Source organism: Emergencia sp. (assembly GCF_048465375.1).
Lineage (GTDB): Bacteria > Bacillota > Clostridia > Peptostreptococcales > Anaerovoracaceae > Senimuribacter.
The window spans coordinates 61,513-74,056 of the sequence record NZ_DBFWLQ010000012.1; the positions used below are offsets into that span (position 1 = coordinate 61,513).

Consider the following 12,544-nt stretch of genomic DNA (forward strand, 5'->3'; position numbering starts at 1 on the left):
AAATGACGGAAATTACTGAGAAGACAAGAACGATTATTGAAAAGGAAGATAGACTGCTTTCTTATACGACGAGGGTTCCATACTATCCGTTAGTTGTAGACCGGGCAAAAGGTTCACACGTCTGGGATGTGGAAGGGAACGAATTTATTGACTTGCTGGCAAGCGCGGCCGTCATTAACGTGGGCCATAATCATGAAAAGGTATTAGAAGCAGTTCACGAGCAAGTAGACAGGTTTATTCATTATACACCAGCGTACATGTATCATGTGCCACACACGAAATTAGCGGAGAAGCTGGTGGAGATTACTCCGGGAGATTTTGAAAAACGTGTTGCCTTTGCACTTTCTGGATCGGCCTCGGTTGACGGAGCAATAAAAGCAGCAAAGTCCTATACTGGCAGAAATCATATCGTTTCGTTCTACCATTCCTATCATGGAACCACAATTGGTTCCCTTAGCGTATCAGGATATGGTTCTGACATGAGGAAGGGAATGGGCTCCTTGGTTCCTGATGTGCATTTTATTCCTTTTCCAGATAGCTATCGCGGCAAAAGAACGGAAGAATGCCTGGAGAGTTTCAGGGAATTGATTACCATGATCGTGCCGGCGGAGAGCATCGCAGCGGTCATCTATGAGCCGATACAGGGTGATGCCGGAATTCTGATTCCGGAACAGGCTTTTTACATAGAAGTAGAAAAGATCTGCAGAGAAAATGGAATTCTCCTCATTGCAGATGAAGTACATACGGGATTCGGGAGAACAGGAGCAATGTTTGCGTCAGAGCTTTTTCACATAGACCCGGATATCATTGTCTTAGGAAAGGCAATCGCAGCGGGAATGCCCCTCAGCGCCATTGTTGGACGAAAAGAAATTATGGAAGCATGGCATACCCCTGTACACTTTTTCAACACTGCGGGAAACCCGGTTTCCTGCGCGGCAGCAACGGCATCCATAGAGGTGATCGAAGCGGAACATCTGCTGGAGAATGCAGTGACAGTCGGCAATTATATGATGGAACGATTCAAAGATATGATGACACGTCATGAATGTATCGGCGATGTCAGGGGTTCCGGCCTGATGATCGGTGTGGACATTGTAAAGAACCGTGAATCAAAGGAACGAGATGTGCAGACGACAGCAAAAATTTGTTACAGATGCTGGGAAAAAGGCGTGATCCTTGCATTTTTCAGCGGGTGTGTATTGAGAGTAGAACCACCATTGACGATGACGATGGAGGAAGCAAAAGATGCCTTGGATATTGTGGAAGCATCGATTACGGACGTAGAGAATGGTCTGATCCCGGATTCAGCAGTGGACCAGGTAAGAGGGCTGTAAGGAAAGAAACAGGCAGTTTTTTTCTGAGTGTATATAAAACAGTAGTGAAAGTAATAGCAATTGTTAAATGAGAAAGGAGAGCATGATGGCAAAAAAAGGAGAATGGGTCAGAATTCACAGGGTAGTTCTTCGGGCAGAAGAAAGAACTGCGAAGCTGCCGGAGGACACAAAGCATTGCGATCTTGAGATGTGGACGAAGGGAGAACTATTGGATGACGCAGAAATTGGCGACGATGTACGGATCCGGACGGCGGTGGGGAGAACGGAGCACGGCCGCCTCATCGAGGTTGAGCCGTACTATACTCACAGCTATGGGAAATTTGTGCCTGAAATCATTGAAATTGATAAAAAACTGAGAGAAGAGATGGGAGGGATTGCATAATGCGGTTGCCTAAAGATTATGATTCCGTTATGGCAAGATCTAACGAGATTCAAAAGAAAGCCCTTGGAATGGATTTTGATAAGTACGAATCGGGAAGCATTGCCTTCGATTATGAGGGGCTGATGAAGGATACGGGATACACGATTCAAGAATGCATTGAAATCGAAGCGGAAACTGCGGTTGGAAATACCCCACTGATCGAACTGAGAAATATCACAAAGCTTTCCAGAAAATATGCGGCGCCGGGGATGGGAGCGAGGATATTTGTGAAAGATGAGATGTGCAATGCTTCCGGGAGCTTTAAGGCGAGGAGAGCAGCTTTGGCGGTGCATCATGCGAAGAAGCTGGGATATGAGGGCGTTATGGCGGCAACTTCCGGAAATTACGGTGCAGCAGTTGCATCCCAAGCTGCGATGCAGGGAATGAAATGTATTGTCGTTCAGGAGTGCTATGATTCCAACGGCATTGGTCAACCTGAAATCATTGAAAAAGCGAGAAAGTGTGAGGCGCTGGGCGCGGAAGTCGTACAGCTGACGGTAGGTCCGGAACTTTTCTATTCCTTCCTAGACATCCTCGAAGACACCGGATACTTCAATGCGTCTTTATACTCTCCTTTTGGCATCGGAGGCGTTGAAACTCTGGGATATGAAATTGCATTGCAGTGTCGTGAAAAATTGGGAAAAGACCCGGACATGGTGGTCTGCACACAGGCAGGCGGAGGTATGGTCACCGGTACTGCGAGAGGACTGCTGAAAGCAGGGGCAAATGATACAGAAATTGTTGCGGCTTCCATTGATTTAACCGGACTGCACATGGCGTCTGACAAGGCATTTAACCGAAAGTCCTGTACAACAGGTCATACGGGATTCGGCGTGCCTCACGCATCTAACCCTGATATCTCCGATACACCGAGAAGCGCGGCCCGCCCGCTGAGATATATGGACAGGTATGTGACGACAACACAGGGAGAAGTCATGTTTATAACCGAAATGCTGGCGCAACTTGAAGGCCTTGAAAGAGGGCCCGCAGGAAATACATCGCTGGCAGCGGCATTTTCTTTGGCTCAGGAACTTCCGGAAGATGCAATTGTAGTGGTTTCTGAAACTGAGTATACGGGTGCAGGAAAGCATATCCAACCGCAGCTGACCTTTGCCAGAGAGAACGGCATCGACATCCGTTTCGGAAGTCCGAAAGAAGATATTCCGGGTACAAATCTGATTTTACCGGAAAACGCAGGTCTCGTAAGACATAAAGATGCAGATCTTGATCGTATGCGAAAGTCTCTCATTCAAAAAGCTGCAAAGAAAGTTTCCGCGGATAAGATGACAGCGGAGGATATCGAATTTCTGGCGGAAGAAACGAAAACGGATACAGAGTATGTAAGGGATACGTTAAAACTACAGTAGATGAAAGGCAAGAAAAATGGATATACTAAATACCTTAAATGGCTATATATGGTCAATGCCACAGATTGTACTCTTGTTAGGGACAGGTTTATTATTCACCCTTGCCATGAAATGCACACAGATCAGAATGATTCCGACGATGATTAAGCTCTTATTCAGTGGCAAAAAATCCGAGCATGGACTTTCTTCATTTCAGGCTTTCACCCTTGCGATTGCAGGACGAGTCGGCGTGGGCAATATTGCCGGAGTAGCGACTGCAGTATGCATGGGAGGCCCGGGATCTATCTTTTGGATGTGGGTCATCGCAATTATCGGATCCATTACAACCTTCGTAGAATGCAGCCTTTCGCAGCTTCATAAAAAAGTCATCAATGGTGAGTATCGCGGAGGATGGATGTACTATATTGGGGATCGGTTTAAGTTTCTCGGAGCATTTACAGCGGTGTTATTTGCCATAACAATGCCATTTACCCAATCCAGTCTGCATTCGAATAATATTGCCGTAGCTGTATCTAACGCCTTTGGCACGCCTAAGTTAGCAGTCGGTATCGCAATTGCAGTTATTTTAGCTGCGGTTATATTTGGCGGCGCAAAGAGGATCGGTCGAGTTGCAGAGTTGGTAGTTCCTGTTATGGCCGTCGGATACATTGGCGTTGCGCTGGTGATCATCTTTGCACATATAACGGAAGTTCCTGATGCTTTTGCAGCAATCGTAAAAGGAGCCTTTGGAAAGGATCAGATGATTGGCGCAGCCATGGGCAGCGCAATGATTTGGGGAACGAAAAGAGCACTTTTTTCGTCAGAGACAGGACTTACGACAGCAACGCCTTCCGCTGCGTCAGCAGAAGTGTCCCACCCAGCAAAGCAGGGGCTCGTGCAGACATTTTCAATCTATATTGACACGCTGTTCGTATGTACTGCGACGGGGCTGATGCTGGTCGTTTCGGGATGCTACAATGTACAGGACGGAAGTGGAAATATGCTCTATATGGGACTGGGCGAAGCCATTGAAGCGGGACCGGTCTGGGTTGCCAGAGCGATGGAAACCGTCATGCCATGGGGTTCACAATTTATCGCCATTGCAATTTTCTTCTTCGGTTTTACGTCGATTATGAACCACAATTATAGTACGGTTTCTGCGGTGATGTACTTTTTTCAGAAGAAGAATTTTCCTAAATGGGCAGAATATCTGGTACACATGTGCTTTATCGGCGGCGTGATATTTGGCGCTACAATGTCGTTAGATGCTTCGTGGGCATTAGGCGATGTATTGCTGGGATCAGCAACGTGGATCAATTATATCTTCTTATTGGCAAGCGCAGGAGTGGCGATTAAGCTGCTAAAGGATTTTGAAGAGCAGAAAAGGCAGGGGCTTGATCCGGTCTTTGATCCTGACAAGTTTGAAGGCGTTAGAGGATTTGATTTCGATATAAGCATTTGGAGAACCATCCGTGACAAATATAAGACTGGTGAATTAAAAAATTAACTAATTAATAGATATATTGAGAAATGAGGCTGATACGAATGCTAGATAGTGAATTAAAAAAAGAAATCAAAGAATATGGTGTTTCCATGAGAAGGCATTTTCACCAAAATCCGGAGCTGGGAGGCCAGGAATTCGAAACGGCAAAAAGGATAGAAGCGGAACTGGATCTTCTTGGAATCGAACATGAAAGGGTAGGTGATACCAATGTCATCTCTACGATCCAAGGGAAGAGGGATGGAAAAATCATCGGCCTTAGAGCAGATATTGATGCCCTTCCTGTCCAGGAGGAATCGGGAGTTGCCTATCAATCAAAAATTCCAGGGATTATGCATGCGTGCGGTCATGACGGACACACAGCGGCTTTACTGTCCGCTGCAAAGATTTTGACTGCAAGGAAAGATGAAATTGCAGGTACTGTTAAGCTATTGTTTCAATCTGCGGAAGAGCTGGGACTGGGTGCCAAGGCCATCGTAGGTAGCGGAGAAATTGATAATCTTGATGGACTGCTGGGTATTCACATTTGGAATGATGTGGACAGTGGTAAGCTGTACATCGGCAGTGGAGAACAGATGGCAAGCCCTGTGGAGTTCCGAATATCACTGGAAGGAAAGGGAGGTCATGGTTCGGCGTCACATCAGGCAACGGATACCATTGTCCCACTGGCATCACTGATTATGAACTTACAATCCCTTGTCAGCATGGAATTTAACCCCATGTCAGATGTGGTTCTGACCATAGGACGAATCTTTTCTGGAGAGAATGAAGAGGTTCGATTGGGGGAATGCTACAATATTGTATCAGGGAGAGCCTATCTGGAAGGGACACTTCGCACTTTTAATGACGAGGATACAGAACGGTTCCGTGAAAAAATTCTGCGCATGGTAAAGGGAATAGAGATGCTGTATGGAGTCAAAAGTGAACTGTTTTTCGAAACGCGAGTTCCGGCTGTTTACAACGATCCGGAATTAGCTAATATTGGGTGTGAGACCTGTGTAGAACTTTGGGGCGAAGCGTCACTCGACAAAGAGTTAGGTAAATGCATGGCTTCAGAAGATTTCGCAGAGTATTGTAAAAAAACGCCTAGTATGATGGCCTTTGTCGGAGGACGTTATGAAGAAAAGCTGAAATGCTACCCTCACCATAATTCTCGTTTTAATTTTGATGAGGATGCCATTGATCAGGCAGCATGGTTCTATGCGCAGTTTGCGATTGATTATTTGAATAAGAAAGGAAGATAAGTATGAAGGATACATCAAATGCTCCGGCTAAGCTTGGAGAAAAGAAGCACAAGTTTTCACTACCGGATACACTGGTCTTATTAATCTTTATCGTAATTGTAGCAGGAATTCTGACATATATTGTTCCAGCAGGCTCTTTTGAAAGAATTTTTGATGAAGGTACTGGCAGAGATCTGGTGCAGGCAGGCACCTATGCGACGATAGATAAAACGCCAGTCAACCTGTTTGCAATGTTTACGGCGATTCCACAAGGCTTTATTGAAGCGGGGAGTATCATTGCCCTCGTACTGATTGTCGGTGGCTCTTTTGGCATTATCAACGCGACTGGTGCGCTGAATGCTTTGCTGGGGTCTTTGATGAAGAAGATGAATTATAAGCGGTCGTATATTGTGGCGCTAGCAATTATGGCGCTCATGGCAGTCATGGGAATCGCACTCGGAGCAGCAGAACTGCTTCTGCCTTTTATTCCGCTTGTAGCTACCATTTGTTTTGCAATGGGATATGATTCAATGACTGCGATAGGCATTGTACTGATTGGCGGAGGCGCTGGCTTTGCAGGCACCTGTATGAGTCCATCTACTGTCGCAATTCCTCAAGCAATCGCAGAACTTCCTCTTTACTCAGGAATGTGGCTCAGGCTCATCGGCTTTGCATTATTTTTCTGTGTAGGCGTGCTTTTCGTGTTTCGATATATGCGTAAGATTAAAGGCAATCCGCAGCTGAGCTGTATGTACGAAACAGACAAGACTTCGTCTTATGAAATCAACGAAGATGAAATACCAGAATTTAATTCACAGAGGAAGCTGATCGTGCTCCTGTTTGCGCTCGGGTTGATTTCTATGATTTTCTGCATTCTCAAATTCTCTTTTGAGATTAATCAGATTACGGCGTATTATATGCTGATTGCCATCGTTTGTGGCGTGGCAGCCGGATTTTCGCCTGACAAAATGTGCAAGGAATTTATTTCAGGTGCAAAGGGCATGCTTTATAGCGCTATGATTATCGGTGCAGCGAGAGCGATTTCAGTCGTCATGACACAAGGTAATATCCTTGATACGATTACATATTACGCAAGCGGTATTGTCGAAGGCATGCCAACTTCGGTCAAAGCAGTAGGGATGTTTATCGTACAGGATATTCTGAACGTGGTCATTCCGTCGGGTTCGGGACAGGCAGTTGTCACGATGCCGATCATGGTGCCCATTGCTGATTTAGTAGGTCTGACCAGGCAGACGGCAGTGCTTGCATTCCAATATGGAGATGCTTTGACAAATTTGATTACCCCTACCTCGGGTTACTTCATGGCAGCACTGGCTATGTGCAACATACCTTGGAGCAAGTGGATTAAGTGGTTTTTACCGCTATATTTGCTTTGGGTGGTTATTGCCTGCATCATTCTGATTATTGCAACAGCAGCTAACTTTGGCCCATTCTAAAGCATCCAAACGTGAAAGTAGATATAAACGAGGATCTGTTGAGTCATAGCAGATCCTCATTTTATGCGCAGTCTGCTAGTACAGATTTTCACCACATCTGTTTGAATTTTGTGAAATTGAATAAACATAGGTTGAATTTTTAGAAATTTACACTTATTTGCAAATAGGTTAAATTTAAACTAGCAAAGGTGCATGCACATAATTTATAACTATGCGGAGATAAAGTGTAAAGGAGACATTATGAAATCAATAGTTGACATGGCTGTTACAATCGGCGGATACCTCTGGGGCATGCCGCTTATCGTTTGCTTTCTTGGATCGGGACTTATTTTCTCAATAGCACTTAGATTTACTCAGATAAGAAATCTGAAGGAAATGGTCAAATTACTTTTTAATGGCGAAGATTCTGAAAAGGGACTGTCATCGTTTCAAGCATTTGCTCTTGCAATTGCAGGACGAGTTGGAACTGGCAACATTGCAGGAGTTGCAACTGCAATCTGTTATGGAGGGCCAGGCGCGCTGTTCTGGATGTGGGTCGTAGCGATTGTTGGCGCAGGTATTTCTTTTGTAGAGGGTACGGTTGCGCAACTGTACAAGGAAGAGATAAATGGTGAATATCGGGGCGGCGGACCTTTCTATATCAGAAAGGGGCTGAAAATGGATAGGTTAGCAAAATTCTTTGCAGTGGCTTTTATCCTTACGATGATATTAACACAGACAGGACTACATGCCAACGCGATGGCAAGTGCAGTAGAAGCTTCCTTTGGCATCAAATCATGGATTTGTGGGATTGTAATCATCGCACTCCTTGCAGTGGTAATCATCGGCGGAGTCAAAAGAATTGGTTCTGTCGCAGAGAAAGTCGTTCCATTCATGGCAGGTGCATACATTCTGATGGCGCTCATAGTTATCGGTTTGAACATCAATATGTTGCCATCAGTTATAAAACTTATCTTTACATCGGCATTTGGACAGGATCAAATTATTGGTGCAGCGATGGGTACGGCGATGATCTGGGGCACAAAAAGAGCAGTATTTTCCAGTGACGCAGGTCTATCTACAGCGTCTCCGTCAGCAGGGTGCGCCGAGGTTTCTCATCCGATTAAACAGGGAATGGTCCAGTCGTTTTCAATCTATATCGATACATTGTTCGTCTGTTCTGCAACAGGATTTATGATGCTGATGACAAATTGCTTCAATGTTCTTGGAACAGATGGACAATACCTAGTTAATAACCTGGGAGATATGGAAGCAGGGCCTGTGTGGGTGCAGGCGGCATTAAATTCGCAGTTTGCAACGATTGGTGGAATGTTTATTGCAGTGGAAATGTTTATATTTGGTTATACTACTATTTTAAATCTGTATTATGGTTCAGAGACGAATCTGGCGCTTTTCTATTCGGGGAAAAGACAACCTGCATATGTCAATACGATTTTGCGGATTGTATACCTGGCATTCACGTTCTATGGCACAGTTTTGACCGCATCTGACGTGTGGAACCTCAGTGATGCATGTCTCGGGGTTCTTCTTTGGATCAATATGATTACCCTTTGTATGCTTGCAAAGAAGGTCGTAAGGCTTCTGAGGGATTACGAAGCGCAGAAAAAGGCGGGACTAGATCCAATCTTTGATCCTGAGCAATTCGACGATATTGCCAATACAGAGTCGTGGATTCCTATCAGAGATAGATATATGGCAAAGAGAAAAGTTGACGAAAAAGTATAAATTACAAAACTATTTAAAATATATGTAAAAATACCGCCTAAATGGCGGTATTTTCATGCCCAATAATTATTCCATGTAAATAGAGATCATCTTTCAGGTACGAAAAGGAGATCCAGCTCGTAAGCGGTTGGGAAATTTTTTGCGTAATTTCTGATATACCGGCACATTTCTTTTGTTGCCGCTGCTTGCTGAATGCCGTGCTTTAAGAGAATGGCTATATTTCTATATTGTTTAGGCTCAAAAGAAAATACCTGGACTGCGGCAGTAATTCTTTTCATGACTAATTTGCCTTGTATACAGTAACCCATACCGCTTTCTACCATTGCAATGAGAGTAGTATCGTCGTAACCGGTAAAACAGGTGTCAGATGTCATATTTAAATTTGAAAGAACTTTTAAGACTTCTTCATTATACGGATATTCCTGAATGAGAAGCGGTGTTTTTTTTACATCTTCAGCAACGACATAATTTGTATTTTTCGGTCTGAAATATGGATCTGTAATGCATATCATTTCATCTTGATATACTTCTTCAATGTCGATCGCCGGGTTGGCATCGGAACAGCCTATTCCAATATCTATTTCATTTCTAATAAGCCACTCAATAATTTCCTGATTACATGCACCAGACCGTACTTGTAATTCTATATTTGGAAATTCTTTTCGAAAGGAATTGAGAATACCCGGAATCCAGTTACTGCAGATACTGCTGTTGGTACCGATTCTGACTATACCGGATTCTAATCCTTGCAGGCTGTGAATCTGGTCTCGGAATTTTCTATCTTCATTAAGAACTGCAGTTGCAAAGGGGAGAAGCTGTTCGCCATAAGTGGTCAGGCTGACACTCTTAGTACTTCGATTAAACAGGGGTAATCCCAATTCCTTTTCAATTTTGGCCAGAGAGTGGCTTACGGCAGACTTTGTCAGATATAAGGCGTCAGCCGTCATTGTAATACTGCTGTACTGAGAGATGGTGACCATGATTAGATAATCGGATAATGTCATTTGTAGTACCTCCTTAGTGTTGTGCTTTCTTCAACGCAGGTTGAAAATGTTGGAATTTACACATCTTAAGACATCGGTTAATATTTAATTAAAGATATAATGAACGAAGGAGACAATGCTATGAACATGAATCAAATTAAACTAAAACTAAAAAAGGGAGAACCGGTTATTGGCACCTTTGTCAGGATGAACAGTATATCGATGGAAATCCTTGGAAGAACAGGCTTTGATTTCGCAATCATTGATGTGGAGCACGGCGTGCATACAATGGCGGATGTTTCTAACATGATACGCGCGGCAAAATCTGTAGGAATAAGTCCAATTGTGAGAGTACCGGGAACAAATCCTGTCAATGCGATGAGGGCTTTAGATGCGGGAGCTGATGGGGTGCAGATACCGCAGCTAACCAATCTGGAACAGATAAAAGAAATTGCAAAAGCGACCAGATATTATCCGATGGGAGAGAGAGGTATGTGCAACTATGTAGCAGCAACCGGCTATTCCACCATTCCCTTTGACGAGCATATGAAAACATCTAACGAAGAAGTTCTGGTTACGATTCATGTAGAGAATGCATGGGCGGCAGAGCATATAGAGGAAATCCTTGAAATTCCCGGAATCGATGTGGTCTTCTGTGGACCTAATGACATGTCTGAATCGCTGGGTGTACCAGGGCAGATGACACATCCGAAAGTCGTTACCCTGCTTGACAAAGTGTTTCACGTATGCGGAGAGAAGGGGGTGGCGACTGGAATCTTTGTAAAACGTCCGGAATTGATGCCCCATTGGATTGAAAAAGGTGTTCAGTATCTGACTTGTTCAACCGATGTGGGAATCTATGCTGACTATGCAAAGATGACCGCTGATGAAATGAAGAGACAGCTTGCAGAAAACTGGAAAAAATAAGTTAACAATAGCAAAACTATCAAATTCATTTGATTAAATATAATATATCATGCAGATTATTTTATTGTCAAGCAAAAGAAATAAATGGAAGAAATGGAGAATGTACTATGAACGAATTGCGTTTTTCAAAGCTGGCGGCGAATTACCCAGCTTCAGGAATCAGAAGGATGTTTGACCTTGCAGCAAAATATGACGATGCCATCAAGCTGACTGTTGGAGAACCAAACTTTGAGACACCTGGCTATATCAAAGAGGCAGCTAAAAAGGCGCTTGATGATGGAAAGGTATTCTATGCACCAAATGCAGGAATACCCGAGCTTAGAGAGGCAATTGCTGACAAATATAGAATTTATGACAATGGTTACACAAAAGAAAATGTAATTGTTACGACAGGGGCCTTGGAGGGACTCATCTTGTCTTTCATGAGTTTTTTGAACCCCGGAGATGAAGTTTTAGTAACAGATCCTTGTTTCCCTAACTATTACGGTCAATTGCAAAGTGTAGGTGCCATCCCAGTTTCAGTGCCTACCTACGAAAAATACGAATACCGCGTACAGGCAGAGGATATTGAAAATACCATCACTGCGAAAACAAAGGCAATAATCATCAACTCCCCTTGCAACCCTACTGGGGCAGTTCTTACAGAGAGCGATATCAGGTCCATTGCTCAAATAGTGAAAAAAAATGAGCTTATAGTTTTCTCTGATGAGCCGTACGATTGCATTGTCTTTGACGGTCAGAGACCCTTTAGTATGGCACAATTGAAAGAAATGAAAGATAACGTGATTATTCTGAACAGTTTTTCTAAATCTTACGCAATGACAGGATGGAGAATCGGGTATATCGTCGTACCAGACGGTTATTCTCAGAAAATGGCAGAGGTGCAGGAAGGAATTGTGTCGTGCGTTTCCACCTTTTCTCAATATGCGGCAGTGGAGGCTCTGAAAAGCGACCGTTGTATAAAAGAGATGCTTGCCGAATATACCCGCAGAAGAGATATTCTAATTGATGGACTTAATAAGGTTCCAGGCATTACATGTCCAAAGACAAAGGGCAGCTTCTATGCCTTTGCCAATATCAAGGCATTTGGTAAAACATCACAGGAGTTCGCAGAGGAACTTGTAGAAAGGGCGAGGGTTGTAGTTGTTCCCGGATCGGCCTTCGGAAAAATGGGGGAGGGATATATTCGTTTAGTATTTGCCAATTCAGATGACAATCTGAAAGAGGCAGTGAGACGAATCGACAATCATGTGAGGAAAAATTATCCCGCACTTTGCTAACGCCGGGGTATGAAGAAAAGAAGGTTGAAATTCAGGATCAGATTTTCAAAGGAGAGTATAATCATGAAATTTCTTACATACAGGTATGGAGAAAAATTATTCTTAGGTATATTGACAGTGTGTGTGGAAAAGGTATTAGATCTATCAAAAATCCTCCCTGGTACAAGTGGCAAAACCATGATAGAGTTTATCGAGAGTGCTTCAGATGCGGACCTTGATGCTGTTAAAGAAGCGTTGGACGCTGATGCTGACCATAAGGGTATTCCTCTGGCAGAAGTACAACTGCTGGCTCCCATTACCAGACCGATTCATGACATTCTCTGCGTGGGCGTCAATTACAAGGAACA

The 12,544-nt window shown here is 43.8% G+C and carries 10 protein-coding genes and 1 pseudogene; 10 read left to right on the top strand and 1 reads right to left on the bottom strand.

Annotated elements, in window-relative coordinates; genetic code table 11:
• Nucleotides 1-2: 2 nt before the first annotated feature.
• The 7 genes from ACMQ5W_RS10545 (at nt 3) to ACMQ5W_RS10575 (ending at nt 9,007) form a co-directional block, all read left to right on the top strand.
• Nucleotides 3-1,334, top strand: a complete 1,332-nt coding sequence (locus ACMQ5W_RS10545; RefSeq protein ID WP_419025154.1) for an aminotransferase class III-fold pyridoxal phosphate-dependent enzyme — start codon at nt 3-5, stop codon at nt 1,332-1,334.
• A gap of 82 nt (nt 1,335-1,416) precedes the next feature.
• Nucleotides 1,417-1,716: a 2-amino-4-oxopentanoate thiolase subunit OrtA gene (ortA, locus tag ACMQ5W_RS10550; RefSeq protein ID WP_276519232.1), complete on the top strand. Its 300-nt coding sequence runs from the start codon at nt 1,417-1,419 to the stop codon at nt 1,714-1,716.
• The gene (ortB, locus tag ACMQ5W_RS10555) at nt 1,716-3,122 is read left to right on the top strand and encodes a 2-amino-4-oxopentanoate thiolase subunit OrtB (protein WP_419025155.1); all 1,407 of its coding nucleotides are present in this window, start codon (nt 1,716-1,718) and stop codon (nt 3,120-3,122) included. Before ortA ends, ortB begins: the two co-directional genes overlap by 1 nt.
• A 16-nt stretch (nt 3,123-3,138) precedes the next feature.
• Nucleotides 3,139-4,608: an alanine/glycine:cation symporter family protein gene (locus ACMQ5W_RS10560; protein WP_419025156.1), complete on the top strand. Its 1,470-nt coding sequence runs from the start codon at nt 3,139-3,141 to the stop codon at nt 4,606-4,608.
• A gap of 38 nt (nt 4,609-4,646) precedes the next feature.
• Nucleotides 4,647-5,846 carry a M20 metallopeptidase family protein gene (locus ACMQ5W_RS10565; RefSeq protein WP_419025157.1) on the top strand — a complete coding sequence of 400 codons (1,200 nt, stop codon included), beginning with the start codon at nt 4,647-4,649 and terminating at the stop codon, nt 5,844-5,846.
• A 2-nt stretch (nt 5,847-5,848) separates the two neighbouring features.
• Nucleotides 5,849-7,282 carry a YfcC family protein gene (locus tag ACMQ5W_RS10570; RefSeq protein WP_419025158.1) on the top strand — a complete coding sequence of 478 codons (1,434 nt, stop codon included), beginning with the start codon at nt 5,849-5,851 and terminating at the stop codon, nt 7,280-7,282.
• Nucleotides 7,283-7,522: 240 nt separating this feature from the next.
• Nucleotides 7,523-9,007, top strand: a complete 1,485-nt coding sequence (locus tag ACMQ5W_RS10575; RefSeq protein WP_419025159.1) for an alanine/glycine:cation symporter family protein — start codon at nt 7,523-7,525, stop codon at nt 9,005-9,007.
• A gap of 86 nt (nt 9,008-9,093) precedes the next feature.
• On the opposite strand, the gene ACMQ5W_RS10580 is transcribed toward ACMQ5W_RS10575, so the two are convergent.
• On the bottom strand, nt 9,094-10,011 hold the full coding sequence (locus tag ACMQ5W_RS10580; RefSeq protein WP_419025160.1) for a LysR family transcriptional regulator: 918 nt from the start codon (nt 10,009-10,011) through the stop codon (nt 9,094-9,096).
• Nucleotides 10,012-10,131: 120 nt separating this feature from the next.
• Between ACMQ5W_RS10580 and ACMQ5W_RS10585 the strand changes: the two genes are divergently transcribed.
• The 3 genes and pseudogenes from ACMQ5W_RS10585 to ACMQ5W_RS10595 all read left to right on the top strand — a co-directional run.
• On the top strand, nt 10,132-10,917 hold the full coding sequence (locus ACMQ5W_RS10585) for an HpcH/HpaI aldolase family protein (protein WP_419025161.1): 786 nt from the start codon (nt 10,132-10,134) through the stop codon (nt 10,915-10,917).
• A 107-nt stretch (nt 10,918-11,024) separates the two neighbouring features.
• Entirely contained in the window at nt 11,025-12,197 is a 1,173-nt protein-coding gene (locus ACMQ5W_RS10590; RefSeq protein ID WP_419025162.1) for a pyridoxal phosphate-dependent aminotransferase, read from the top strand.
• A gap of 63 nt (nt 12,198-12,260) precedes the next feature.
• Nucleotides 12,261-12,544: pseudogene (locus ACMQ5W_RS10595) on the top strand (hypothetical protein); the annotation flags it as partial.